The 24,959-nt window shown below is 68.3% G+C and carries 22 protein-coding genes; 12 read left to right on the forward strand and 10 right to left on the reverse strand.

Features of this window, described 5'->3' with window-relative positions; genetic code table 11:
• The first annotated feature begins 3 nt into the window (after positions 1-3).
• From HDA44_RS25900 to pknB, 4 genes are all read left to right on the forward strand, one after another.
• On the forward strand, positions 4-1,398 hold the full coding sequence (locus HDA44_RS25900; protein ID WP_184838724.1) for a protein phosphatase 2C domain-containing protein: 1,395 nt from the start codon (positions 4-6) through the stop codon (positions 1,396-1,398).
• Positions 1,395-2,792: an FtsW/RodA/SpoVE family cell cycle protein gene (locus HDA44_RS25905; protein ID WP_184838726.1), complete on the forward strand. Its 1,398-nt coding sequence runs from the start codon at positions 1,395-1,397 to the stop codon at positions 2,790-2,792. The genes HDA44_RS25900 and HDA44_RS25905 overlap by 4 nt, the downstream gene beginning before the upstream one ends.
• A complete protein-coding gene (locus tag HDA44_RS25910) occupies positions 2,789-4,243 on the forward strand; it encodes a peptidoglycan D,D-transpeptidase FtsI family protein (protein WP_184838728.1) in 1,455 nt (484 codons plus the stop codon). The genes HDA44_RS25905 and HDA44_RS25910 overlap by 4 nt, the downstream gene beginning before the upstream one ends.
• 138 nt (positions 4,244-4,381) lie before the next feature.
• The gene (gene pknB / locus HDA44_RS25915) at positions 4,382-6,232 is read left to right on the forward strand and encodes a Stk1 family PASTA domain-containing Ser/Thr kinase (RefSeq protein ID WP_184838730.1); all 1,851 of its coding nucleotides are present in this window, start codon (positions 4,382-4,384) and stop codon (positions 6,230-6,232) included.
• A gap of 155 nt (positions 6,233-6,387) precedes the next feature.
• On the opposite strand, the gene HDA44_RS25920 is transcribed toward pknB, so the two are convergent.
• Together HDA44_RS25920 and HDA44_RS25925 are read right to left on the reverse strand one after the other, a co-directional pair.
• Entirely contained in the window at positions 6,388-7,017 is a 630-nt protein-coding gene (locus HDA44_RS25920; protein WP_184838732.1) for an aminodeoxychorismate/anthranilate synthase component II, read from the reverse strand.
• 17 nt (positions 7,018-7,034) lie between these two features.
• Positions 7,035-7,796, reverse strand: coding sequence for a DUF881 domain-containing protein (locus HDA44_RS25925; RefSeq protein WP_238352549.1), 762 nt, complete (start codon positions 7,794-7,796; stop codon positions 7,035-7,037).
• Positions 7,797-7,917: 121 nt separating this feature from the next.
• Between HDA44_RS25925 and HDA44_RS25930 the strand changes: the two genes are divergently transcribed.
• The 4 genes from HDA44_RS25930 to HDA44_RS25945 all read left to right on the forward strand — a co-directional run bounded on the left by HDA44_RS25930 (position 7,918) and on the right by HDA44_RS25945 (position 10,975).
• Positions 7,918-8,184 carry a cell division protein CrgA gene (locus HDA44_RS25930; RefSeq protein WP_184838736.1) on the forward strand — a complete coding sequence of 89 codons (267 nt, stop codon included), beginning with the start codon at positions 7,918-7,920 and terminating at the stop codon, positions 8,182-8,184.
• 329 nt (positions 8,185-8,513) lie between these two features.
• Entirely contained in the window at positions 8,514-9,038 is a 525-nt protein-coding gene (locus HDA44_RS25935) for an EXLDI protein (RefSeq protein WP_184838738.1), read from the forward strand.
• A gap of 162 nt (positions 9,039-9,200) precedes the next feature.
• Positions 9,201-10,148 carry an ATP-binding cassette domain-containing protein gene (locus HDA44_RS25940; RefSeq protein WP_184838740.1) on the forward strand — a complete coding sequence of 316 codons (948 nt, stop codon included), beginning with the start codon at positions 9,201-9,203 and terminating at the stop codon, positions 10,146-10,148.
• On the forward strand, positions 10,145-10,975 hold the full coding sequence (locus tag HDA44_RS25945; protein WP_184838742.1) for an ABC transporter permease: 831 nt from the start codon (positions 10,145-10,147) through the stop codon (positions 10,973-10,975). Before HDA44_RS25940 ends, HDA44_RS25945 begins: the two co-directional genes overlap by 4 nt.
• Here the strand turns inward: HDA44_RS25945 and HDA44_RS25950 are convergent.
• The gene (locus tag HDA44_RS25950) at positions 10,972-11,652 is read right to left on the reverse strand and encodes a pyridoxamine 5'-phosphate oxidase family protein (protein ID WP_184838744.1); all 681 of its coding nucleotides are present in this window, start codon (positions 11,650-11,652) and stop codon (positions 10,972-10,974) included. The two genes, HDA44_RS25945 and HDA44_RS25950, sit on opposite strands and share 4 nt — an antisense overlap.
• Before the next feature lie 188 nt (positions 11,653-11,840).
• On the opposite strand from HDA44_RS25950, the gene pdxR reads away from it, so the two are divergent.
• On the forward strand, positions 11,841-13,208 hold the full coding sequence (gene pdxR / locus HDA44_RS25955) for a MocR-like pyridoxine biosynthesis transcription factor PdxR (protein ID WP_184838746.1): 1,368 nt from the start codon (positions 11,841-11,843) through the stop codon (positions 13,206-13,208).
• Here pdxR and HDA44_RS25960 read toward each other — a convergent pair.
• The 3 genes from HDA44_RS25960 to arfA form a co-directional block, all read right to left on the reverse strand.
• Positions 13,195-14,055 (reverse strand): hypothetical protein, encoded by an 861-nt coding sequence (locus HDA44_RS25960; protein WP_337906423.1) that lies wholly within the window; start codon positions 14,053-14,055, stop codon positions 13,195-13,197. The genes pdxR and HDA44_RS25960 overlap by 14 nt on opposite strands.
• Before the next feature lie 136 nt (positions 14,056-14,191).
• Positions 14,192-16,402 (reverse strand): family 43 glycosylhydrolase, encoded by a 2,211-nt coding sequence (locus tag HDA44_RS25965; protein ID WP_337906424.1) that lies wholly within the window; start codon positions 16,400-16,402, stop codon positions 14,192-14,194.
• Positions 16,403-16,470: 68 nt separating this feature from the next.
• Complete coding sequence (arfA, locus tag HDA44_RS25970; protein ID WP_184838748.1) at positions 16,471-17,973, reverse strand: arabinosylfuranosidase ArfA; 1,503 nt, start codon at positions 17,971-17,973, stop codon at positions 16,471-16,473.
• A gap of 127 nt (positions 17,974-18,100) precedes the next feature.
• Between arfA and HDA44_RS25975 the strand changes: the two genes are divergently transcribed.
• The gene (locus HDA44_RS25975) at positions 18,101-19,099 is read left to right on the forward strand and encodes a LacI family DNA-binding transcriptional regulator (RefSeq protein ID WP_184838750.1); all 999 of its coding nucleotides are present in this window, start codon (positions 18,101-18,103) and stop codon (positions 19,097-19,099) included.
• Here the strand turns inward: HDA44_RS25975 and HDA44_RS25980 are convergent.
• The 3 genes from HDA44_RS25980 to HDA44_RS25990 form a co-directional block, all read right to left on the reverse strand.
• Positions 19,096-19,878, reverse strand: coding sequence for a sugar phosphate isomerase/epimerase family protein (locus HDA44_RS25980; RefSeq protein ID WP_184838752.1), 783 nt, complete (start codon positions 19,876-19,878; stop codon positions 19,096-19,098). The two genes, HDA44_RS25975 and HDA44_RS25980, sit on opposite strands and share 4 nt — an antisense overlap.
• 12 nt (positions 19,879-19,890) lie before the next feature.
• Positions 19,891-21,900 carry a DUF4328 domain-containing protein gene (locus HDA44_RS25985; protein WP_184838754.1) on the reverse strand — a complete coding sequence of 670 codons (2,010 nt, stop codon included), beginning with the start codon at positions 21,898-21,900 and terminating at the stop codon, positions 19,891-19,893.
• A gap of 208 nt (positions 21,901-22,108) precedes the next feature.
• Positions 22,109-22,834 carry a DUF4328 domain-containing protein gene (locus tag HDA44_RS25990; protein WP_184838756.1) on the reverse strand — a complete coding sequence of 242 codons (726 nt, stop codon included), beginning with the start codon at positions 22,832-22,834 and terminating at the stop codon, positions 22,109-22,111.
• A 109-nt stretch (positions 22,835-22,943) separates the two neighbouring features.
• Here HDA44_RS25990 and HDA44_RS25995 point away from each other — a divergent pair, with 109 nt between their 5' ends.
• Positions 22,944-23,417: a methylated-DNA--[protein]-cysteine S-methyltransferase gene (locus HDA44_RS25995; protein WP_184838758.1), complete on the forward strand. Its 474-nt coding sequence runs from the start codon at positions 22,944-22,946 to the stop codon at positions 23,415-23,417.
• Positions 23,418-23,584: 167 nt separating this feature from the next.
• Positions 23,585-23,896 carry a hypothetical protein gene (locus HDA44_RS26000; RefSeq protein WP_184838760.1) on the forward strand — a complete coding sequence of 104 codons (312 nt, stop codon included), beginning with the start codon at positions 23,585-23,587 and terminating at the stop codon, positions 23,894-23,896.
• Positions 23,897-23,980: 84 nt separating this feature from the next.
• On the opposite strand, the gene HDA44_RS26005 is transcribed toward HDA44_RS26000, so the two are convergent.
• Complete coding sequence (locus tag HDA44_RS26005; protein WP_184838762.1) at positions 23,981-24,886, reverse strand: hypothetical protein; 906 nt, start codon at positions 24,884-24,886, stop codon at positions 23,981-23,983.
• Between the last annotated feature and the right edge of the window lie 73 nt (positions 24,887-24,959).

Genomic DNA, 24,959 nt, shown 5'->3' on the forward strand with positions numbered 1-24,959 from the left:
TCGATGACCCTGTCGCTCGACTACGCCACACTGTCCGACGTCGGACGCGTGCGCCGCAACAACGAGGATTCGGCGTACGCCGGTCCGCACCTGCTGCTGCTCGCCGACGGAATGGGCGGCGCCGCGGCCGGTGAGGTGGCCAGCGCGGCGGCGGTCCAGGTGATCCGGCGGCTGGACACCGCCGACATCGGCGGCGAGGACATGATCGAGGCACTGGCCGGCGCCGTGCACCGGGCCAACGAGCGGCTCTCGGAGCTGGTCGAGGAGGACCCCGAGCGCGAGGGCATGGGTTCGACCGTGACCGCGCTGATGTTCGACGGCAAGCAGCTCGGGCTGGCGCACCTCGGCGACTCCCGGGCGTACCGGATGCGCGACGGGCAGCTGTTCCAGCTCAGCCACGACCACACTTTCGTCCAGTCGCTGGTCGACGAGGGCCGGATCTCCCAGGAGGAGGCCTTCAGTCACCCGCACCGGAACCTGATCCTCCGGGTGCTGGACGGCCGCCCCGACTCCGACCCGGACCTGGAGATGCTCGACGTCCAGGCCGGCGACCGGCTGATGCTGTGCAGCGACGGCCTGCCCGACTACGTCAGCAACGATGTGATCGCGGCGTCGATGGCGAGCGGTACGCCGGACTCGGTCGTGGTCGAGCTGATCACGCACGCGCTGGAAGCGGGTTCGAACGACAACGTGACCTGCGTGGTCGCGGATGTCGTCGAGACCGAGCCGGCCAGCGGGATCGCGCCGCAGTTGGTCGGCGCCGCCGCGGAGCTCGCCCAGGGCAGCACCGGGCGTGGTGAGCCGACGGCCGCTGTCCGTGCCGGCGGCCCCGACGGCTCCGGCGGCGGCGGTCACGGGACCTCGGTCGACCCGGAGGAGTTGCGGTACGCGCCGCGCCCGCCCAAGCGGTTCCCGTGGTTGCGGAGGATCACGGTCCTGGTCGTCGTCCTCGCGCTGCTCGGTGGTGGCGCCTGGTTCGGCTACAGCTGGACCCAGAAGCAGTACTACGTGGGCACCGACGGCGACTACGTGGCGATCTACAAGGGCGTCGACGCGGAGATCCCCGGCATTTCACTGTCCTCGGTGTACGAGCGGCAGCAGCTGCTCGTCGACAAGCTGCCGACGTACAGCCGTCAGCAGGTCGAGGGCGACATCCAGGCCGAAAGTCTGGCCGGCGCCCGGTCGATCGTGGCCCAGCTGCAGCAGACCGCGGCCGAGTGCGCCAAGCTGAAGCCGACCCCGAAGCCGAGCGCGAAACCGACCGCGAAGGCGACCACCCCGGCGGTGACCACGCCGCCGGTCTCGAAGCCGCCGGTGTCCACCTCACCGCCGACGACGGCCAGTTCGACGCCGACAGGCCCGTCGGTGAACCCCGAAGACTGTGACGGAGTCCGATGAGTATCGCGTCGACGTCCGTTATCCAGATCATCCCGCGTACTAGGCGCGGGGTGGAGCTGCTGCTGCTCGTGATCGCGATCGCCGTCTCGGTCGGCGCGTACGTGAACATCGGCATCACCGTGCAGAACTCCGTCCCGGCCAGCACCGGGTACTACGCGGCCGGGATCGGTCTGCTCGCGCTGATCGCGCACCTGGTACTGCGGTACCGGGCGCCGTACGCGGACCCGGTGCTGCTGCCCTGCGCGGTGCTGCTGAACGGTCTCGGTGTCGCGATGATCCATCGGATCGACCTCGGGCTGGCGATCGTCGCCGAGGCGAGGGGCAAAATGCCGAAGGCGGCAGCGGCCTCGCAGCAGATCACCTGGACCGCGGTCGGCATCGTGCTGTTCGTGGTGGTCATCCTGGTGGTCCGGGACCACCGCCGGCTGCAGGCGTTCACGTACACGCTCGGTCTGGGCGGTCTGGTCCTGCTGGTGCTGCCGCTCGTCCCGGGGCTCGGCGCGAACGTCAACGGCGCGCCGATCTGGATTCGCATCGGCAAGATGTCGTTCCAGCCCGGTGAGTTCGCCAAGGTCGCCCTGGTCATCTTCTTCGCCGGCTACCTGGTGGTGAAACGGGACGTACTGACCCTGGCCGGCCGCCGCTTCCTCGGGCTGGACCTGCCCCGGGCCCGCGACCTCGGGCCGATCCTGATCGCCTGGCTGGCCAGCCTGGGCGTGCTGGTGTTCGAGAGCGACCTCGGCTCCTCGCTGCTGTTCTTCGGCCTGTTCCTGTTCCTGCTGTACGTCGCGACCGAACGGGCCGGCTGGCTGATCATCGGCGGCGTACTATTCGTCGGCGGCGCGTACTTCGCGTACATGACCTTCGGCCACGTACACCGGCGGATCACCGACTGGCTGGACCCGTGGGCGATCGACGGCGGCCAGATCAAGCTCGGCCTGATGGGTCAGGCCTGGGGCGGTGTCCTCGGCCGTGGCCTCGGCCAGGGTCACCCCGAGGCGACGATGTACGCGAACAGCGACATGATCATCTCCTCGTTCGCCGAGGAGCTCGGGCTGACCGGGCTGATCGCGATCCTGCTGATCTTCACCCTGATCATCGAACGCGGCCTGCGCACCGCGCTCGGCTGCCGGGACATCTTCGGCAAGCTGGTCGCGACCGGTCTGGCGATGTCGTTCGCGCTGCAGGTGTTCGTGATCGTCGGCGGCGTCACCGGCCTGATCCCGCTGACCGGTCTGGCCACCCCGTTCATGGCCCTCGGTGGTACGTCCCTGGTCGCGAACTGGGCGATCATCGCGCTGCTGCTCCGGATCAGTGACCAGGCCCGGCGGCCGCAGACCCCGGCCGCTCCAGTGTCCGACGAAACGATCGCGATGGCGGTGCAGAAGCAGTGAATTCGGCGATCCGACGACTGGCCGTCGCGGCGATGATCCTGATGCTCGCGCTGATGGCCAACTCGACGTACCTGCAGGCCTTCCGGTCGAACGAGATCAACGGGCGCAACGACAACAACCGGGTCCGGGACTCGCAGTTCTCGGTGAACCGCGGCCCGATCCTGATCGGCAACACGCCGATCGCGAAGAGCGACCCGGTCAACGACCGGTTCAAGTTCCAGCGCACGTACCCGTCCGGTCCGGTGTACGCGCCGGTGACCGGCTTCTACTCGTACCTGTACGGCCGGGGCGGGATCGAGCTGACGATGAACTCCGAGCTGAACGGCTCGGATCCGTCGATGGCGTTCCGGCGGATCATCGACGTGATCAGCAACCGGCCGCAGCAGGGCGGCAGCGTGACGCTGACGCTGAACGCGGCGGCACAGCAGGCGGCGTACAACGGACTGGCCGGCAAGATCGGCGCGGTGGTGGCGATCGAGCCGAAGACCGGCAAGATCCTGGCGATGGCCAGCCGCCCGTCGTACGACCCGAACCTGCTCGCCGCGCACGACAGCAACAAGGTCGGTACGGCCTGGAAGAACCTGAACGCGGCGAAGGAAAAACCGATGTCCAACCGCGCGGTGCAGGAGCTGTACCCGCCGGGGTCGACGTTCAAGCTGGTGACCGCGGCCGCCGCGCTGTCCAGCGGGAAGTACACGCCGGACAGCAAGGTGAACTCGCCGGCCGAGCTGCCACTGCCGCAGACCACCGTCCCGCTGGTGAACGAGGACGGCAAGAACTGCGGCGGCAGCAACAGCGCGACGCTGACGGTCGCGCTGCGTTACTCGTGCAACACCGCGTTCGGTACGGTCGGCATGGCCCTCGGCGCGGACGCGCTCCGCGAGCAGGCGGCGAAGTTCGGGTTCGGTGCCCGGCCGCTGACCGAGCTGCCGGCCGTCGCCACCAGCCAGTTCCCGGCCGACCCGAACGAACCGCAGACCGCGCAGTCCGCGATCGGCCAGTTCGACGTGCAGGCCACGCCGCTGCAGATGGCGATGGTCGCGGCCGGGATCGCGAACAAGGGCGAGGTGATGAAGCCGTACCTGGTCCAGAGCGTGAAGACCCCGGACCTGAAGACGGTCTCGGAGACCAAGCCGGAGTCGCTGCACCAGGCGGTCACCCCGGAGGTCGCGTCCCAGCTGACCGCGATGATGCTGGACGTCGTCAACAACGGCACCGGCAAGCCGGGCCAGATCAAGGGCGTCCAGGTGGCCGGCAAGACCGGCACCGCGCAGACCTCGAAGGACCGCCCGCCGTTCGCCTGGTTCACCGCGTTCGCGCCGGCCGACGACCCGAAGGTCGCGGTCGCGGTGCTGATCGAGTCGGCGAACATTCCCCGCGACGACATCGCCGGCGGCAAGCTGGCCGCGCCGATCGCGAAAAGCGTGATGGAGGCGGTGCTGGGCCAGTGAACAGCCGATGAGCACCATACGGAATGATTCGGTGACAGTGCGTCTTTCCAACGGGGATCCACGTGTGGCGGCCGCTACGGTGGGCAAATTGAGTGTGTTTTTTGTGTGTGGTCCACGGACAGGTTGGAAGGCTGAGTCATGACATCGCAGGCACGTCTCGTCGGCGGCCGGTACGAAGAAGGCGAACCGCTCGGCCGCGGCGGCATGGCCGAGGTCCGCAGGGGCGTCGACAACCGGCTCGGCCGGAGTGTCGCGATCAAGCGGCTGCGGGTCGACCTGGCCAGTGACGCCACCTTCCAGGCCCGGTTCCGCCGGGAGGCACAGTCGGCCGCGTCGCTGAACCACCCGACCATCGTTTCGGTGTACGACACCGGCGAGGAGCCGGATCCGAACGGTTCCGGCGTCACCATCCCGTACATCGTGATGGAGCTCGTCACCGGTAAGACATTGCGCGACCTGATCCGCGAGGGCCGCAAGATCATGCCGGAGCGAGCGCTGGAGATCACCTCCGGCGTGCTCGAGGCGCTCGACTACAGCCATCGGGCCGGCATCGTGCACCGCGACATCAAGCCCGGCAACGTGATGCTGACCCCGCAGGGCCAGGTCAAGGTGATGGACTTCGGTATCGCCCGCGCGGTCGCCGACACGTCCTCGACGATGACCCAGACCGCGGCCGTGATCGGCACCGCGCAGTACCTGTCCCCGGAGCAGGCCCGCGGCGAGACCGTGGACGCCCGCTCCGACCTGTACTCGACCGGTTGCCTGCTGTACGAACTGCTCACCGGCCGGCCGCCCTTCGTCGGCGAATCACCGGTGTCGGTCGCGTACCAGCATGTCCGCGAGCAGCCGCTGCCGCCGTCGTCGTTCGACCCGGACATTCCGCCGGAGGTCGACGCGGTCGTCCTGAAGGCGCTGGCGAAGAACCGCGAGGAGCGGTACCAGAGCGCCTCCGAGATGCGCGCCGACATCCACCGGGTGCTGGCCGGTCAGCAGGTGACCGCGCCGATGGCGGCGGTCGCGGAGACCCGTTCGATGGCGCCGACCGCGGTCGCGCCGGCGGCCACCCAGGCGTTCCGGCAGACCAGCGGTAACGACCTGCTGCCGCCGGGCGGGGACGACCTGGAAGAGGACGAGGACAACCGCTCCCGGCGGAACCGTGGCCTGGCCTACTTCCTGCTCGGGCTGGCGATCGTCGCGGTGGCCGTCGGGGCGTACGCGCTGTTCAACCACTACAACAAGGACACCAAGGCCGGCGGTGGTGGCGCGACCACCTCGACACCGGCCAAGGTCGCCGTCCCGGACCTCAGCGGCAAGTCGGTGGCCGAGGCGACCGCGCTGCTCGACGCCAAGGGCCTGAAGCTCACCTCCACGTCGCAGAAGAGCGACACGGTCGGTAAGGGCGCGATCATCAGCCAGACGCCGGAGTCCGGTACCGAGGCCGACCAGGGCTCGACCGTGAACGTGGTGGTGTCGGCCGGGCCGAGTGCCTTCTCGGTACCGAACGTGATCGGCATGTCCGAGTCGAAGGCGAAGCGGACGCTGGAGAACGCGAAGGGCCAGTTCACGGTCAGCGACAAGACGGTCGAGAAGGACAGCGACCAGAGGAAGGGCACCGTGATCGAGGTCAGCCCGGACCCGAGCGGCTCGTACGCGCCTGGCACCCAGTTCACCTTGACGGTGTCCAGCGGCGTGGTGAACGTGGAGGTGCCGAGCGTCATCACCCAGACCCAGGACGACGCGACGGCGGCGCTGAAGGCCCTCGGCTTCCGGGTCGGCTACACCTCCGTGGACGATCCGTCCAAGCCGGACCAGACAGTCGTCGCCCAGAGCAAGGCGGCCGGCACGCAGCAGCCGAAGGGCACGTTGATCACACTGACGATCAACAACCACCAGCAGGAATCGCCGCCGCCGACGGGCGGACCGACAGGCCAGCCGACGGGGGAGCCCAGCGGCGGTCCGACGTCACCCGGCATCACCATCGGCGGCTGACCGCCCCTCGGCACCACCGGAAGTGCGCCCCAAACCGCTTCGGGGCGCACTTCCGCCGAGACTGGGGAGCCTGACTGCCCGATTCGGGCGGGCAAAACGCCCCAAACCGGTTTGGGGCGGACTACGCGGCCACTCCCCGAACCGGTTTGGGGAGGTTAGGCGACCGGTTGGCCGACTACCGGGGCGAGGCCGGCTGAGCGGGCGATCGCGTCGGGGTCGCCGCAAAGGGTCAGCCAGTTGGCGAGCATCCGGTGACCGCCCTCGGTGAGTACCGACTCCGGGTGGAACTGCACGCCTTCGACCGCGAGCTCGTGATGCCGGGCAGCCATGATCACGCCCTTGTCGGTCCGGGCCGTCACCTGCAACTCGCTCGGCACGCTGTCCTGGGTGATCGCGAGCGAGTGATACCGGGTCGCGGTGAACGGCGATGGCAGTCCGGCCAGTACGCCGGCGCCGTCGTGGTACACCTGGCTGGTTTTGCCGTGCAGCAGCTCGTCCGCGCGGCCGACCACCCCGCCGTACGCGACGCCGATCGCCTGCAGGCCGAGGCAGACGCCGAAGATCGGCACCTTCCCGCCTTGTTCCTTGACGATGTCCACGCACGCACCGGCTTCTTCGGGCGTACCCGGGCCGGGGGAGAGCAGCACACCGTCGTACGCGCCGGCCTGCTCCGGGGTCACCTCGTCGTTGCGCAACACCGTGGTGTCAGCCTGCAACTGCTGCAGGTACTGAACCAGGTTGTAGACGAAGGAGTCGTAGTTGTCGACGACAAGGATCCGCGGCATGCGAACCATTGTGACAGCTAACGCCCGCTGGCGGTGGGGCTGACCGAAGGGGTGCGGTCGAAGCCGGGGACGGTGGCGCTCTGCAGGTCCAGGGTGCCCTCGTACGCGGGCATGGCGATCGAGGACTCGTTCTGCACGTCGTACCCGAGCTGGAACTTCACCACGTAGTCCTGCAGGTTGTCGATGTACTGCGAGTCGTCGAGCGCCTGCTGCAGCTTCCGCCGGTCGCCGATCGCGGTGATCTTGTACGGCGGGAGGTACGGCACCCCGTGCAGTACTACCGAGTTGCCGACGCACTTGATCCCGGTGGTGGAGATGACCCGGTGGTTCTGGATCGAGATCGCGTCCGCGCCACCGGCCCAGAGCGCGTTCACCACCGCCTGGATGTCCTGTTGGTGGATCACCAGCCAGTCGGCGTCGACGTCCGGATTGTCCTTCACCACTTGCTGCGGCGCGTCCTTCAGCGTCACGGTCAGGCCCGGCCCGGTGACCGGCGTGGTGCCGACCTCGTCGGACAGGTCCTTCAGCCGCTTCGCCAGCGCCGGGTCGATCGACCCCTGCTGCGCCTGCAGCTTCTCGATGTCCTGGGTGAGCGCCGCGTGCTGCCGGACCAGGGTTGCGCTGCGGCGGCTCTGTTCCTCCACCAGCCCGGCGAGCGTAGTGTTACGGCTGGGCCGCAGGTCCGTACCACGGGCGTTGGTGGCACTGGTCGCGAACAGCAGGCCGGCACACAGCAACGCCAGCGGCGCCACCGCCCGCCACAGCGAAATCCGCCTCAACCTCCGCCCCAACCTACGCATGAGTGATCTCCACATTGCTCTGCACTACGCTAACCCTGGACCGGACCGGCACAGGTCCACACGGTTAGCTTATGCGTCCGTCCTTACAAGGAGTTCAGTCGTGCCCGAGTCGAGCAGTCGCAAAACGAAGAAGGCCGAGAAGGTCAAGGTCAAGGCCGAGAAGACGCCGAAGAAGCCGCGCACCCAGTCCCGGGTGTGGGTGGCGCCGCTGATGCTGGCCTGCTGGCTGCTCGGGCTGGCTTGGCTGGTCGTCTTCTACGTAGCCGGCCAGGACATCCCGGTGATGAACGACCTGGGCAACTGGAACCTGCTGATCGGCATGGGCCTGATCGCGGTCGGCTTCGTCGTCTCCACCCAGTGGGTCTGACCCCACTCACCCTTCCGAACTGAACAACCGAGGGGCCCTCGAGCTCCTCACCCACCAAACCCCTGTGACCATGTCCAGGGGTTTGCTCAGTTATCCACACCTGTATCCCCAGGTGTGCACACCGATTCCCGGGACTTATCCCCAGCCTGGCCCTTACTTCTCCACAGAAATCCGGTGAAACTGCCCCGAATCTGTGGATAACTCAGGTTTGAGCCGGCCAGTTTCCACACCGTTCACCAACCGTCCAACGACGCCTTCACGTCTACGTACAGATCTACGTAGACATATGCGGAGAGCTGTGCGTATAGTTCTACGTAGGAGGAGACACCATGCCGAACAAGACGATCTATGTGTCCGACGACGACCTGCCGCTGTACAAGAAGGCGCAGGAGCTCGCCGGCAACCTGTCCTCGGCGATCTCGATCGCCCTGCGCAAGTACGTCGAGCTGGAAGAAGGCCGGCTCGAGGGGTACGACGAGATCACCGTCCGGGTCGGCCGGGGCACCGGCCGCAAACAGCGGTTCTCGGGCGTACTGCTGGCCGAGGGCGGCCGGTCCAACAACACCGGGTACGAGGCCTTCAAGGTGTACCGCAGCCGGACCGGGAAGTTCGTCCTGCACGCGGACCGGCGGAACCAGTTCACCGTCAACGCGGACGACGAGCGGTACCTGACCGGCTGGCGGTCCTGGATCGGGAACTGGAGCTCCGACCAGTCCTGGAGCATGGCGCAGGGCGAGGCCACCCTGCAGGTCGTGGAGACCGTCGACGAGCTCCGCGACCTGATCCCCGAGGACCTGTACGCGCTGGTCGAGGAGGCTGCCAACCAGCCGGCGGTCGAGGACCTCGACATCTGACCTCGCACCCCACCTGAACCCACTGCCCAACTGAAGTCACCGCGGCACCGACCGTAGCCACCAGGCCGGCCGGGCGGGCGAACACGCCCGAAACCTCCTCCTGATCACCCCATCAGCCACCGGGGCAGGTTCCCCCTGCCCGAAAACACCCAAGGACCAGTCATGTCAGCAGCGATCGACGTCACCGGACTGCGCAAGTCCTACGGCGAGAAACTCGTCCTCGACGGCATCGACCTGAATGTTGCCGAAGGCACCATCTTTTCCCTGCTCGGCCCGAACGGCGCCGGCAAGACCACTGTCGTACAGATCCTGGCCACGCTGAACACCGCCGACGCCGGCGAGATCCGGGTGGCCGGTCACGACCTGCGCAAGCAGCCGGAGGCGGTCCGGGCCGCGATCGGCGTCACCGGTCAGTTCTCCGCGGTCGACGGTCTGATGACCGGCCGGGAGAACCTGATCCTGATGGCCGACCTGTACCACCTCGGCAAGCGGGAGGCGCGGCAGCGGGCCGACGAGCTGCTGGAGCAGTTCGACCTGGCCGAGGCCGGCAAGAAGCTGGCGATGACGTACTCCGGCGGTATGAAGCGCCGCCTCGACCTGGCGATGACACTGGTCGGCCGGCCGCGGATCATCTTCCTGGACGAGCCGAGCACCGGCCTCGACCCGCGGAGCCGGCACAACATGTGGACGACGATCCGGGAACTGGTCGCCGGTGGTGTCACGATCCTGCTCACCACGCAGTACCTGGAAGAAGCGGATCAGCTCGCCGATCGGATCGCCGTACTCGACCACGGACGCCTGGTCGCCCAAGGCACGGCCGAGGAACTGAAGCGGCTCGCGCCCGGCGGGCACATCCGGCTGCGGTTCACCTCGCCGGAGGAGTTCGCCCTCGCCGGGCGGGTGCTGCCGACCGGCGTACCCAATCAGGAATCGCTCGTCCTGCAGGTGCCGAACGACGGCAGCGTGCACTCGCTCCGCGCGCTGCTGGCCCGGATGGACGACGCCTCGCTCGAGGTGGACGAGCTGACCGTACACACCCCCGACCTGGACGACGTGTTCTTCGCCGTCACCGGTCAACCCACTCAGCAGGAGAAGGTGACGACGAAATGAGCTCCACCACAATCCAGTCCGTACCGGCCGCCCAGGCCGCCCCGGCCAGTCGTCCGCTGACCGACATCGGCACCATGCTGCGCCGCAACCTGCGGCACGCGCAGCGCTACCCCGGCCTGTCGCTCGGCGCGCTCGGGATGCCGGTGATCATGATCCTGTTGTTCGGCCTGGTCTTCGGTAACACGTTCGCGGCCGGGCTCGGCGGCGGGGGGCGCGGCGCGTACATCGACTTCCTCACCCCCGGGATCCTGCTGATGTCGATCGCGTCCGGAACGATGTCCCCGGCGGTCGCGGTCTGTATGGACATGACCGAGGGGATCGTCGCCCGGTTCCGGACGATGGCGATCTTCCGGCCGGCGGTGCTCGCCGGGCACGTACTCGGCAATGTGCTGCTGACCATCGTCAGCCTCGCTCTGGTCGTCGGTTTCGCGATCCTGATCGGCTTCCGGCCGAACGCGTCCGTCGGGGACTGGCTGCTCGCGGCCGGGCTGTTGATCGCGGTGACGTTCGCGCTGACCTGGTTCGCGATCGCGTTGGGGCTGACCAGCAAGACGCCGGAGAGCGCGAGCAACATCGTGCTGCCGATCAGCTTGCTGCTGCCGTTCCTCAGCAACACGTTCATCCCGTTGCAGTCGATGCCGAGCGGCATCCGCTGGTTCGCCGAGTACCAGCCGTTCACTCCGATCATCAACACCCTGCGGCACCTGATGCTGGGTACGCCGATGGACAGCGGTGACGGCTGGCTCTCGCTCGCCTGGTGCCTGGCGATCGCCGTCGTCGGCTACTTCTGGGCGCAGAAGAACTACAACAAGGGGACCGTGGCTTAAGAAGGTGCGCCGAGGCGGTTCGCGCGGGAGCGGACGTGGGCGGGCACCAGCAAGTCGCAGTCCGGGTTGTTCTCCGGCTCGCCGGCGACCGAGTGAAGTGGGATCACACCCGTCCAGTAGGGCAGGTTGAGGTCCTCCTCCTCGTCGTTGGCGGGCCCGGAGCGCGTCTTCACCGACGCCTCGGTCAGCGACAGGGCGAGTACGGAGGTCTTGGCCAGCTCCTTGCGGTTCGGTGGGCGGACGGCGGTGGACCGGCCTGGTACCAGGTGATCGACGATCCGGTTCAGGCCGTGCAGCTTCTCCTCCGCACCGGTCACCAGTCGCGGTACGCCGAAGATCACCGCGGACCGGTAGTTCACCGAGTGGTGGAAGGCGGATCGCGCGAGTACCAGGCCGTCGGTGTGCGTGACGGTGACGCAGACCGTCTGCTCCGGCGCGGCGACCACACTGCGGGCAGCCACCGAGCCGTGCAGGTACATGATCCCGTCGGCGCTGTGGTCCAGGTCGATCCCGTACGCGGTCGGAAGGACGAGTGGGTGGCCGTCGACCACGACGCCCAGGTGGCAGAACATGCCATCGAGCAGTACGTCGTACAGCGCCTGCCGGTCGGTGGCGGCGCGTTCCTTGGAACGACGGAGCGACGTACGAGCGGTCGGCTGCAGCGGAGTGCTGGTCATGGGGCCTCCCGGCCTGGACTGAGGAGTGGAGGGAGCGAAGCGACTGGAGTGACGAGGGAAGGCCGGGAGTCACAGCCCCATGACCCGCCGCGACGGAGTCGTGGCATCTGCACCGTCATGCAACCAGGTTCGGGGGTGGAGTGGCATGCTGGCACGGTCCATTCCCGTCTGAATCAGGTAGTCCATTCGTGGAGACCTCACTCCCGCTGACCATCGACCGTACGATTGCGCTCCCGCTGCACCTCCAGCTGGCGGAGCAATTCCGGGCTGCCGTACTGGACGGTCGGTTGCAGTCCGGTCATCGGCTTCCGTCCACGCGTGATCTCGCGCGGCAGATGTCCGTGTCGCGGGCGGTCACCCAGGCCGCGTACGACCAGTTGCACGCGGAAGGGTGGATAGCGGGGCGTACGGGCGCCGGTACTTTTGTCACGGACGTGGTGCCGTTGCAGCCGGCCGTACGACGCCGTACGCCCCACCGTGAGGACCCGGACAAACGGTTGCTGACGCTCCGGCCGGGCATTCCGTACATCGCGCCGACACCGGACCCCGGTTGGCGGCGCGCCTGGCGCGAGGTGTCCGCCCAGGCACCACCACGCGGGTACGACGACGCGGCCGGCCTGCCCACGCTCCGGGCCGCGCTCGCGGAGCATGTCGGCCGGGTACGGGGGATCGCATGCGGCCCGGAGAACGTGCTCGTCACGAATGGCACCGTGCACGGACTCCGCCTCCTGCTGACCGCGACCAGCGCACCGGGCGGCCGGATCGCCATCGAGGACCCCGGTTATCTGAACGCGGTCACCGCGGCTCGCGACCATCAGCTGGAGATCGTCGATGTGCCCGTGGACGAGGACGGGCTGCGGGTGGACGCGCTGACAGACGACGTCGACGCTGTGTACGTCACGCCATCACACCAGTACCCGCTGGGCTTTCGGCTGCCCGTCGCGCGACGCAACGAACTGGTCCGCTGGGCCCGCCGGACCGGCGCGCTGCTGATCGAGGACGACTACGACAGCGAGTTCCGGTACGACGTCGCGCCGCTGCCCGCGCTCGCCCAACTGGACCTCGACCGGGTCGTGCACCTGGGCACCCTGTCCAAGACCCTCAGCCCGGCGCTCCGGCTCGGCTGGATGGTGGCGTCGGAACCGATGATCGACCGGCTGACCACGTTCCGCGCCGAGACCGGCGACTGGCCCGGCTGGCCGATGCAGGCCGCCCTACTGGCGATGCTCCGCGACGGCTACCTGGACCAGGCAGTACGCCGCGGCCGCCGCCTGTACGCGGACCGGCGCACCCTCACCTGCGCGGCGCTGGCCCCATACGGCGAGGTCATCGGCCAGGACGCCGGCCTACACATCACGCTCCTACTCCCCAACCACACCGACGACCAGTCCCTAGCCACCCAAGCCCGAGCCGCCGGCGTAGTAATCGCCCCCCTCTCCGAATACCGCCGCACCACCCCCGGCCCCCCAGGCCTGGTAATCGGCTACGCCACCCCGACAACCCCAGACCTACACCGAGCCCTAAAAATCCTCACCGAAGTCCTCAGTCGCCGTTGAGGGAGTCGGCGAAGTAGACGGGGCCCCAGCGGAAGTTGACTGGGTTGGGGAAGGTGGCTTTGACCTTGCCTAGGCTGTTGATGACTGTGGTGGGGCCGTTGGCGTGGCCGATGGCGTAGAGGTTGGCGGTTTGGGTTTCCTTGTCGATGCCGAGGAGGAGCGTGCCGTAGTTGCCGCACTTTTCGGCTACCAGGGACTCGAAGCCTTGCCAGGTGCCGGGGCGGATCTTGGTGACGATCGGCTTCATGGGTGACGTGACGGGGATGCGGATCGTGTACAGCGCGCCGCCGCGGGTGTTCGCCAGGAACGTGTCGTACTTCGCGGTCTTGCTGATCAGGGCCATCGCCTTGACCGAGCCGAAACCGGTGGCCGAGCCGGCGCTCTTCCAGGTCTTTCCGACCGTCCAGCGAAGGAGCGTTCCGTCGTTGCGCAGCCCGTACCCCATCCAGTGGGTCGCCTTGCCCTGCTGGTAGTGCGCGAGTTCGAGTGCGTTGAACTTGGACCAGCCGCCGCCGACCCGCTGAGTGAGGTTGATGCCGGCGTTGAAGTTGTACATCCGGTAGTACAGCGCGTCGCCCTCGACGACGTACCCGCTGGAGTCGGCGCCCGCGACGTTCGGCTCGCTCTCGAAGGTCGAACTCAACCGAACCGCGCCTGCCGGGAACACGCCTGCCTCGGACGTCGGGTTGGACATCGTCGGCGGCGTGCCCGCGGTCACCTTCGCGGTGGTCTGCGCGCCGGCCGAGGTGACCGATCCCGCGAGCATGCTGCAGGCAGCCCGCGGCGAACTCGCACTCGCCTGCGCGGCGGCCGGCATCACACCGGCCGCCAGCAAAACCGAACCCACCGCTCCGTACACAACCCTGCGTCGCTTCATGTTCTCGCCCCCAAGTTGGCTCTGTGCATCTACAGCCTTTGATGCCGGCGGGGCGGCGAAGGTTACCGATTCAGTGATTGTGTTGATTTGTCGACATATGGGCCTGCTACTTGCTCTCGTAGAACTTCAGGTAGTCGAAGGTGGCGACCGGCGGTGGGTTGGCGCCGGTGAACTCGCCGTGGGCGTAGAGGCCGATCCGGGCCGCGGCCGGCAGCACCCAGGCCGCGCCCCACGTCCAGTTCTTCCCGTCCACCGAAGTCCCGGCCCGGTACACATGTTCACCGGCGGCGTTCTTCTGGTACGCGAGCCGCATCCACAACGTCGGCGCCGATCGCCCGATCGCGGCGGCGCCGTACGACGTCGCGCCGTCCGACGGTCGCGCCACCAGCTCCCGCCCGTACTCGGTCTGCCGCGTCTTCCAGATCGACACGTTTCCCAACCGCGCGAAGTCGTTGTCGTTCAGGTACGCGATCAGGCCTGCCTGCTGATAGTTGCGTACGTCCCCCTGCCCGGTGTCGAGATGCAGTTCGGTTTCCGCGATCCACTTGTCCCCGGCCGGTGAATCATGCAGCAACAGACCGGCATTGTTGCCCGTACCAACCAAGTCGGCGTTCTCCAACGGCCAAGACAACTTGCCATCGGCAACAGTTGCCTTGGCATCCTTGCGTACCCACGACCAGCCCGCGCCGAGCGAACCGTCGAAGTCGTCACCGGCGAGCACCTTCCCGGTCCGCGGTACGTCAGCCGGCTTCGTCACCGCCTTCGCGACGGACCGTACGGTCAGGTTGTCCACCTCCGCCGACCCGATCCACCGCACCGGTGCGGCCGCAAGCCGTACGCCCGGCAGCTGCGCCTCCGCGTAGACATCACCAAGCCCCGCATCGTTCAGTCGCGCCGTCACGGACGATTCGGTCACCTGCACGACCAGCTTGTTCCACTGCGTACGGTCGAAATCCGCCGGCAGGTTCACCGAGGTCGTACGCCGACCGGCCACCAACGTCAGCCGATTGCCCACCACCCGAGCCACGACCTGATTCCCCAGCACCGTGGCGAACGAGCTACCCAGACGAACATCCGCCTCCACCCGAAGCGATCCGCCAGGCGCCGTCTGACGCGTCTGAGCGGCACCCGCGATCTTCGCGGTCGCACCACCGACCGCATCACCCGGCTGCCGTGTCGCGCCGATCAACCCACCAGCCGGATCGGTCGAGTCGATACCAAGCGCCGACCCCGTCGCCGGCGCGGGCACCGGGCCTTCGGACGGCCCGAGACCGGCGCGGGTTCGCGGCCAGCCGTCGATCCAGTCGATCTTGTCGATCAGCATCGGCCGCCGGTTGATCCCGAACGGATCGGTCAGCCACGGCGTACGCCGGTCGATCGCGTGATAGACGATGTGGTCCTGCCCGGCCGCGTCCGTCATGAACGCGTGGTGCCCGGGACCGATCCACTTGTTGCCGTTCTGGGTGATCACCGTCGTGCCACCGACCCGCGAGTCGGTCAGCGCGACGCCGTCGGCATCCAGGAACGGACCCTTCGGCGAGCGGGACCGGCCGGCAAACACCGAGTACCCGGTGGTCGGCCCGGCGCAGCAGTTCATCGACGAGCCCATGAAGTAGTACCAACCGTCGCGGTACACGACGTATGAGCCTTCGTAGCGGTCGCCGATGGTGACCTGGGTGGGCGTACCGACCGCATGCATGCCGTCAGGGGAGAGCTCCGTGACGGAGATGCCGCCGTAGAAACCGCCGTAGTACAGGTACCGCTTGCCGTCGGCGGCGGTCAGCATCGCCGGGTCGATGGTGCCGTAGTACCCGCCGTTCCCGTCGGGCTTCGGCATGACGACCGGTCCGTCCGTCGCCGTCCACGGACCGGCCGGAGTCGGCGCGGTCGCGACGCCGATCGCCGGATCGCCGCCTGGGTTGGCGAGCGTATCGGTGACGGTGAAGTACATGACGTACTTGCCGCCGAAGTAGCGGATGTCCGGCGCCCAGAAGAACGAATCCGGCGCGGCCCAGCTCGGCTTGGTCTGGTCGTTGAAGACCGTCCCGAGGTACTCCCAGGAGCTGAAGTCCTTGGTCCGGGCCATGTGCATCAGGCCGAACGGCCCGTTCGCCACCAGCGGATCGGAGGTGGCGTACGCGTACCAGTAACCGTCCCGGCCCTGAATGATGGACGGATCGGCGAACGTGTCGGCGAAGCCGGACGTGATCGGGTTGGTGGTCTTGACCACCGGATCGGGCGCGGCCTGAGCGGCGGTCGTACCGGCGGCAACCGCGACCACGGTCAGGGCGGCGGCAAGTAGTCGTTTCGAAGGCACGGGCGGGGTCCCCTCTCGAATCAACTGCTGAGCTGAATCAACTGAGCTGGATCAGGTGCTGAGTTGGATCAAGTGCTGAGTTGGATCAAGTGCCACGAAGCCGGCGGCAAGGTGGCACGGCATATTCCGTCGACGACCTCGGTGCCGTCGACGGCCCGGGGCTGTACCCGGTCCGGGTCGTCCGCCGTGTTCACGGCCGAACTGTCCTCGTCGTACAGGGCCAGGTGCCGGATCACGTCTCCGGCGACCGGAATCTCCAGATCGATCTTGTCGTTCTCGCTCCGGTTCACCACGAAGACCGTCAGCTCCCCGGTACGTTCGTCGTACGTCGCGGTGCTCCAGAGCGCGGGGATCCGCCCGAACGCGGCGGTATCGATCGTCGGCCCGCCGCTGACCACGGTCTGCAGTACGGTCGGGCCGGCGTACCGGGCGGTCAGCGCGAACGGGTGGAAGATCGACTGCCGCCAAGCGCGACCACCTGGTTCGGTACGGATCGGGCCGATCACGTTGACCAGTTGCGCAAGGCAAGCAATTTTCACCCGGTCGGCGTGCCGGAGCAGGGTGATCAGCAGGCTGCCGACTACCACCGCGTCGTCGACCGTGTACGTGTCCTCGATCAGCGGACCGACTTCGCGGATGTCGAGACCGAGTTCGCCGGGGAAGTTCTGCTGGTACCAGACGTTCCATTCGTCGAAGGACAGCGTCAGCTGCTTGTCACTACGCTTGAGCGCTTTCACGTGGTCGGCGGTCGCGACGATCGACGAGATCATCCGGTCCATCTCTTCGGACGCCGCCAGGAAGCCGGCGCGATCGCCGTCGCGTGGCTCGTAGTACGCGTGCAGACTGATGTGATCCACCAGGTCGTACGTTCGCTCCAGGACGACGCGCTCCCATTCGCCGAAGGTCGGCATGTTCGCGTTGCTCGATCCGCAGACGACCAGTTCGAGGCCGGGTTCGACGCGGCGCATCGCGTTCGCGGTCTCCTCGGCCAGGCGCGCGTACTCCTCCGCCGTCTTGTGGCCGATCTGCCAGGGGCCGTCCATCTCGTTGCCCAGGCACCAGATCCGGATGCCGTGCGGCTCCGGGCTGCCGTTCGCGGCGCGCTGGTCGGCCAAGGTGGTACCAGCCGGCGCGGTCCCGGCCGGGAGGTTGCAGTACTGGAGCAGGTTGACGGCGTCGCGGATGCCGCCGGTGCCGAGGTTGACCGCCCAGATCGGCTCGATCTCCGCCTTCCGCGACCAGGCGACGAACTCGTCGGTGCCGAACTGGTTCGGCTCGATCGCCCGCCAGGCCAGGTCCAGCCGCCGCGGCCGCTGCTCCTTCGGGCCGACGCCGTCCTCCCACTGGTAGTTCGAGACGAAGTTGCCACCGGGGTACCGGACCGCGGTGACGCCGAGCTCGCGGACCAGTTCGAGGACGTCCTGCCGGAAGCCGTCCGGGGCGGCGCTCGGATGGCCCGGCTCGTAGATCCCGGTGTACACGCAGCGCCCCATGTGCTCGACGAACGAGCCGAACAGCCGGCGGTCGAGGGCGCCGACCACAAACCCCGGGTTCACCACGAGCCGCGCCACGAGACCTCCCCAGCCATCTCTACAACGTTTAACGTGGATTTCTACAACGATTGACCTGGGCTGTAAAGGTCTCGGCGCGGGGCGGGATGGGAGACTCGGGCGAACGGAAGCGGAGAGGAGGGTCCGGATGGCGACCAGGCTGAGTGACGTGGCCGCGCGGGCCGGGGTATCGGTGAAGACCGTGTCGAACGTGATCAACGACTATCCGCACATCACCGCGCGGACCCGGGAAAAGGTCGAGGCCGCGATCGCCGCGCTCGGCTACCGGCCGAACGTCAGCGCCCGATCGCTACGCAAGGGCCGCTCCGACTTCATCGCGCTGGCGATCCCGGAGATGGGTTCGCCGTACTTCGCCGAGCTCGGAGCGGAGATCTCCCGGGCCGCGAAGCGCCGTGGCATCACCGTGCTGATCGACCAGACCGAGGGTGAACCGGCAGCCGAGCAGCTGGTACTGGACGGGATGCGCGGGCAGTTGATCGACGGCATCATCTTCTCCCCACTCGCCACCGCCCCGGCGAACCTGACCTCGGCCGACACCGGAAAGCCGCTGGTCCTGCTCGGCGAACGCCCGGCCGGCGGGCAGTTCGACCGGGTCGCGGTCGATTCGGTCCAGGCGTCGTACGACGCGACCACGCATCTCGTCTCGCTCGGCCGGCGGCGGATCGCCGCGATCGGCGTCGGCGGGACCAGTACCGGAGCGGTTCGGCGGAAGGGCTACCGGAAGGCGCTCAAGGCCGCCGGCCTGACCCACGACCCAGCGCTCGAGCTGGCGGGTACGGGATACCACCGCCCCGACGGCGCCGCGTCGATGCGTGAGCTGCTCGCGCTGCCCGAACCGCCGGACGCGGTCTTCTGCTTCAACGACCTGCTCGCGCTGGGCGCCCTGCGTACGCTCGCCGACGCCGGACTGCGGGTACCCGAAGATGTCGCGGTGGTCGGCTTCGACGACATCGAGGACGGCCGGTACCACTCACCGACGCTGACCACGATCTCACCGGACAAGGAGTGGCTCGCGGACAACGCGGTAGCGCTCCTGCTCGACCGGATCGCCGGCAACAACGACGACACGCATCGCGACCTCACCGTCCCGTACACGCTGGAGATCCGCGAGTCGACCGCCGGCTAACGCTCCGGGTCGCCGGCCAGCCAGGCGTGCACTGCCGGCAGGGTTTCGGCCAGTGCCGGGAGCTGCGGGTGCCACTTGAGCTCCCACTCCAGCGAGAGCGGGTAGTCGGTCCCGTCGAGGACGTGAACCAGCTCGCGGATCGGGAAGTCGCCGGCGTCGAGCGCGACCGGACGGTACTCCTGCCGCGAGTCGGCCTGCTTGAACTGCACGATCTCCAGCCACGGGCGCAGCAGCGCGTACGACTCGGCCAGCGCCTCGCCGTGGGACCACGTGTGCGAACTGTCCCAGAGCGCCTTCACCGGGTGGCCCGGTGCATCGGTGTCCAGTACGGCGCAAAATGCGGCCACTTGGCGGGCCGTGGAGTGCGAGTCGTGCGTTTCGAGCAGGATCGGCACGTCCTTCGGTACGGACGTCACCCGGTCCAGCGCGCGGAGCTCCCCGGGACTCGGTGCATCCGCCGGACTCGTACCGGGATCGTCACCGGGGAAGACCCGGACGCCACGGGCGCCGAGGTCGGCGGCGAGTTCGAGGTGCGCCTCCAGCGGCTGCTCGTCGACCGCGCACAGCCGGACGTAGCTGCTGATCGCGAAGATCTCCAGGCCGGCGTCCTCGATCCGGGTCCGGAGCGTCCGGCGCTCCGCCGCGGTCAGGCCGACATGGGTGAACTCCTCCGGCGCCGCGCGCAGCTCCAGACCGGTGAAGTTGTTGCTCTGGGCAAGCTCCACTACGTCGTCGAGTGGAGCTCCGGGACAACCGAGGGTGGCGAATCCTAACCGCATACCGCTGGCTGATCAGACCCAGCGACCACGGCGCGGCTGGGTCCGCGGGGCCTGCTGCTCAGGGTCGGTCGGCTGCTGCTCGTACGGCGCCTGCTGCTGGTACGAAGTCTGGTCCGGCTGCTCCGGCTCGTACTGCCCGCTGTACGACTCGTTCGAGTACTTCGAGCTGTAGCTGTCGTAGTTGTACTCCGACGTGTAGCTCGTGTACTCCGAGTTGTACGACTGGTCCGACGACGAGTAGTCCGTGGACGAGCTGTAGCCGTAGTCGTTGGCGGAGTCGTTCCCGGAGTAGGACGTCGGCGCCGGACCGTACGACGGGACCGGCGGCAGCGGCTTGGACGGCGTCAGGAAGTCGTCATGCTCCTGGTGGCTCGGCGTGGGCTCGTAGTACCCGGACGAGGCAGTCAGGTGCGACGACGGTTGCGTGTGCTCGGACTGCCCGTACACGGTGTGGTCCGAGTCGGGCGAGTAGACCGAGTGCGAGCCGGTGGAGTGGCTCGGCACGGCCGGCTGGACCGCCGACGGGCTGTCGACCGCGACCCGAGCGGCCCGGCGACCAGCACGCGCAACTGGTGCGGGCTCAGGCTCGGGCGCGGTCTGTTGCGCCTCCACGGGGGAGGCAGTCGAGGTGAGGTAGTCCGACTCGTAGGAGTACGGCTCGGAGTAGCGCGCCGCCCAGTGCTCCTCTGCCGGCTGCTTCGGCTGCTGCTCCGGCTCGGAGTGGCGGTCTGGCTGGTACGCGTACGGGTCGGGCTGCACCACGGTCATCGGCGCGGCCTCGTCGAGCCAGCTGCCGGTGGTGGTGCTGCCGAGCGCGTCCTGGGTGCCGGTGCCGCGATAGTCGTCCCAGCTCGACCGGGGCGCCTCGTACGTGGTCTCCGGCTTCTCGTCCTGCCAGGACTGGATCGGGCTGAACTGCTCGGTCGCCGGCCCGGCGGCCTCGTCCCGCCAGCCGTCCACGACCGGAGCGAACGGGCTCCACTTCGCCGTCTCGTCCGGCTCCGGGTCCCCGGCGAACGCGGCCGGAGCCTGCGGCGCGGGCGCGTACGGCGCCGGGGTCTGCGCGGCCGGAGCGTACGGCGCCGGGGCGGGGGCTTGCGGAGCGAACGGGCTGTCGGACGGGGCCTGTCGCGGACCGCCGGCCAGTTGCAGCTGCGGCTCCCGGACCAGGCCCAGCGACGGCGCGATCGGCTCGGAGATGGCCGGCTGCTCGTCGGTGTCGTCATTCGCGTACGCCGGCACCTGAGTCACCTCGTACGACGGGACCGCGCTCAGCTTCGGCGCCTGGTCCCACCACGGCACCCACTTGCGGGTGGTCTGCATGTGGTTGATCTTGCGGATCACCAGCGTCGCCGCGACCGCGGACACCGCGGTCAGCAGCAGCGAGGCGGTCCCCGCCAGCGCGATCACCCGCAACGACCCGACCGTCGGCTCCATCCACATCAGGAACCGGCGCACCACCACGTCGAACGCGAGAGCGCCGATCCAGGCCACCCACCACACCGAAGTGAGGGGCGGAGTCCTGAACCGGCGCAGGTCATCGCTGTACACGGGAGTCTTGGGATCGCTGGCCAGCCAGACGTCGTCGACGATCTGTTTGGGATACCAGAGGTTCGGCCCGGGGACGAACCAGCTCGCCAGCACCCAGCCATGACCTCGGCGATGATCGGCCTGGCAGAAGACCTCGGAGTTGACCCGGACCCGCCACAGCCAGATGACGAAGACCACGGCGGCGGCGACCGAGACGATCACGTTCGGGATCGCGGTCATCTTGGCGATCGTGTCGGCGCGGTTCAGATCGGCGTTCTCGGCGCCCGGCAGACCGACCAGATAGCGGTGCACCACCGAGTACGTGTTCCAGTCGGACCAGGTGGACAACAGATGCGTGACCGTCGAGGCACCGAGCAGTCCGATGGCGATCTTTCCGACCGTCCCGACCTGCTGGAACTCTTCAGCCGCGTGCGGCTGCCAATCTTCCTGATCCTCGGGGGCAGCAGTCATCAATGCCTGCGGGTGGCTCACGTGTCGCGTCCCTCGCGTTGCTGGAACTCCGTCGTCTGTTCGGCGTTTCGGCCTGGTCCTGCCCCCGCGTGACCGAGCCACATTGATACCACGAAGTAGGTACGCCAGGGCAGCCGGCCCCAGTACGGAGGGTGCCGACTTAACGTGTTCTTTTCGTACGCCCATCACCAGAGGTAACGAGGAACTGGACGACGCGTGACGGTTTGGTTTACCGCGCAGGCGGTTGGAAGCCGTTGCGCGGTGTCCCGGCCGCCCACCACGGCACCCAGGGACGCTGGGTCTGCAGCTCGTCGACACGCTGGATCAGGATCACCGCGAGCACGGCCGCGCCGGTGGTGAACAGCGCCGAGACGGAGGACAGTATGACGTTCGTACGCAGGTCACCGAGCTGCGACGCGCCGGCGAGTACGCCTCTTTGGACAATGTTTCCGGTCACCAGCCCGGCCACCCAGGTCAGCCACCAGGCCCACACCAGCCGCGTGCCCGGCACATCCTTCAGAGCCGGCGTGTGCGGATCGGTGCGCGCATCGCTGGCCGCGACGATGTCGTCGACGACCTGCTTGGGGTACCAGAGGTTCACCACCGGGACGAGCCAGCAGCCGATCACCCAGCCGCGGGTGTGCCGATGCTCGCCACGGCAGAACATCTCCGCGTTCCAGCGCACCCGCCAGAGCCAGACGATGAACACGACCGCGGCCGAGAGCAGCGCGAGCGCGGACACGATGCCGAGCGACCCGGAGATCAGATCCGCCTCGTCCAGCCGGCCCGGATCGTCGCCGTACGTCTTCAGCGTGTGGTACGAGTAGCCGTCGGACCATGCGGTGGCCCAGGTGGTGACCGTGACCAGCCCGATCAGGATCGACGCGCCGAGGCCCATCGCCCGCTCGGAACTGAACCAGCGGTCCAGCGGCACCTGCGGTACCCGGCTCGACATGGATCACGTTTAGCACAACTGGGCGTGACCAGGCGAGAACATGCCGTCAGTACCGGTCCGTGGCGTATTTCCGCGAGAAACTGTCGGCGCGACCGGTCAGGATGGGTACATGCGCTGGACCGTGATCGATTCGCCGATCGGTGACCTGACGCTCGCGGTCGACGAGACCGGGCTCTGCCGGCTGAACTTCGGCGCCACCGAGCACCCGCTCGCGGCCGATCCGCTGCTGACCGACGCCGCCGAGCAGTTGAAGGCGTACTTCGCGGGCGAGCTGCAGGAGTTCACCCTGCCGCTCTCGGTCCGTACCGGCTCCACCTTCGAGCGCGCGGTCTGGCAGCAGCTGACCCGGATTCCGTACGGCGAGATGCAGACGTACGGCGAGGTGGCGAAGATCGTCGGCGATGCCGGCGCCGCCCGCGCCGTCGGGACCGCCTGCAACCGGAACCCGATCGCGATCGTGGTGCCCTGCCACCGGGTGGTCGGCGCCGGCGGCAAGATGGTCGGCTTCGGCGGCGGCATCCCGGCCAAGCGGCATCTGCTCGAGCTCGAGGCCCGGATCAGCCTCGAGACGATGTGGACCTGAGACCCGACCGCCTGAGACCCGACCGGCCGAGACCTGACGAAGATCTGACACTCGGCGACGCGTGCGCGGGCGCGCCACCGGTCACCGAGGCACTACCGTTTGAAGCGAGCGATTCAGCGCCCAGCGTCAGCTCACGCGCCGCCATCCTGCTGCCGGAAGACAGACAAATGAACAAAGCCCGCACCTCTGACCACCACGACCCCGATCTGAGCGCACTGATGAACAAGAGCGCGGAGGAGTGGTCGGCTCCCGAGATCCAGAGCGCCGCCCGCGCCGCGCTCCGGACGCACGCGCCGGACCGGGAGCCGATGACCTGGACCAAGCGGTTCAAGGTCGTTCCGTGGCTGCACCGCAACGATGCCGTCTGCCTCAGCTGCGGCGGCAGTTACCCGTGCATCACCCATCGGTACGCCACCCAGTTGCTCTCCGCCGGCCGGTACCAGCTCACCAAGCCCGACCACCCGGAAGCCCAGAACTAGGCCGAACCAGCTGCCGAACTGCCTCCGGACAGACGAAGGTCCCGGATCCGTCGTGGATCCGGGACCTTCGCCGTTGCGGTGAGATCAGGAATCGGTGGGCTTGGACTCGCTCGAGCCCGCCGGCTTCCTGGTGGTGGTCTTCTTCGCGGCGCCGTTCGACGCCGCCTTCACGTCAGCCTCGACATCCTTCGCGCTGTCCTGCTTGGCCGCCGCCTTGGGCGCGTCCGCCTTGGCCGAATCGGCCTTCGGCGCGTCAGCCGTCGAGCTCTGGGCATTCGAGCTCTGGGCATTCGAGCCTTGGGCATTCGAGCTTTGGGCCTTGGGCGGGTCGGACGGCTTGGCGTCGCTCTTGCCGTTCGCCGACGGGCTCGTCGTCCCGTTCGCCGAAGCGGTGCCCTCGGCGGGCCGCGTCGACGAGGCCGGCGCGGAGCTGTAGTCCCGCCCGCTCGTCGGCGTCGACTGCCAGGCCGGCTCCGGCGGGGTGAGCAGCTTCTTCACCGCGGCCGCGGCCAGCGCGCCCAGGCCCAGGAACAGCACCACGTTGCGGAGCTTGTGGCTCTTCTTCGGCACCTCGAGCTCGCCCTTGAGCGCGGCCTTGGTGGCCTTGCCCCGGCGGCTGGTCTCCTCGACCACCGGCTCGGCGGCGGCCGCGAGGGTCGCCAGCGCGGCGGTGACCTTCGGCAGCACGTCGTCGTTCAGCCGCTCGCGGGCCTTCTCGGCCGCGTGCTCGGTGGCCGGTCCGACCTTCGCCAGCGCGTCGTCGAGCGCCGGTCCGGCCTTACCCACCGCCTGGTGCGCGAGGTGCGCGCCCCGCTCGACGGCCTTCTCGGCGTACGGCGACACCTTCTCCCGTGCGGTGCCCACGGCCGGCGCGAGATGCTCCCGAACCTGGCCGACGGCCGGTCCGAGCTTCTCCGACGCCGACTCGGCAAGCGGCCGGACCCGACCCTTCGCGGTCTCGACCCGGCCCTTGGACTTCCTCAAACCCACGGTTCCCTCCTCGGTGCCACCCGCCCCGGCGGACAGCTCTCCCGCCCATCGGCGACATGGGCTCGTTCTGGTC

It is taken from the genome of Kribbella solani (genome assembly GCF_014205295.1).
GTDB lineage: Bacteria > Actinomycetota > Actinomycetes > Propionibacteriales > Kribbellaceae > Kribbella > Kribbella solani.

Excerpts from the sequence above, each read along its gene's own strand:
- HDA44_RS25940 (WP_184838740.1), top strand. The coding sequence starts at position 9,201 with ATGTCAGCAGCGATCGACGTCACCGGACTGCGCAAGTCCTACGGCGAG.
- HDA44_RS25920 (WP_184838732.1), bottom strand. The coding sequence starts at position 7,017 with ATGCCGCGGATCCTTGTCGTCGACAACTACGACTCCTTCGTCTACAAC.
- HDA44_RS25950 (WP_184838744.1), bottom strand. The coding sequence starts at position 11,652 with ATGACCAGCACTCCGCTGCAGCCGACCGCTCGTACGTCGCTCCGTCGT.
- pknB (WP_184838730.1), top strand. The coding sequence starts at position 4,382 with ATGACATCGCAGGCACGTCTCGTCGGCGGCCGGTACGAAGAAGGCGAA.
- HDA44_RS25945 (WP_184838742.1), top strand. The coding sequence starts at position 10,145 with ATGAGCTCCACCACAATCCAGTCCGTACCGGCCGCCCAGGCCGCCCCG.
- HDA44_RS25975 (WP_184838750.1), top strand. The coding sequence starts at position 18,101 with ATGGCGACCAGGCTGAGTGACGTGGCCGCGCGGGCCGGGGTATCGGTG.
- HDA44_RS26000 (WP_184838760.1), top strand. The coding sequence starts at position 23,585 with ATGAACAAAGCCCGCACCTCTGACCACCACGACCCCGATCTGAGCGCA.
- HDA44_RS25980 (WP_184838752.1), bottom strand. The coding sequence starts at position 19,878 with ATGCGGTTAGGATTCGCCACCCTCGGTTGTCCCGGAGCTCCACTCGAC.
- HDA44_RS25905 (WP_184838726.1), top strand. The coding sequence starts at position 1,395 with ATGAGTATCGCGTCGACGTCCGTTATCCAGATCATCCCGCGTACTAGG.
- HDA44_RS25995 (WP_184838758.1), top strand. The coding sequence starts at position 22,944 with ATGCGCTGGACCGTGATCGATTCGCCGATCGGTGACCTGACGCTCGCG.
- HDA44_RS25900 (WP_184838724.1), top strand. The coding sequence starts at position 4 with ATGACCCTGTCGCTCGACTACGCCACACTGTCCGACGTCGGACGCGTG.
- HDA44_RS25935 (WP_184838738.1), top strand. The coding sequence starts at position 8,514 with ATGCCGAACAAGACGATCTATGTGTCCGACGACGACCTGCCGCTGTAC.
- HDA44_RS25990 (WP_184838756.1), bottom strand. The coding sequence starts at position 22,834 with ATGTCGAGCCGGGTACCGCAGGTGCCGCTGGACCGCTGGTTCAGTTCC.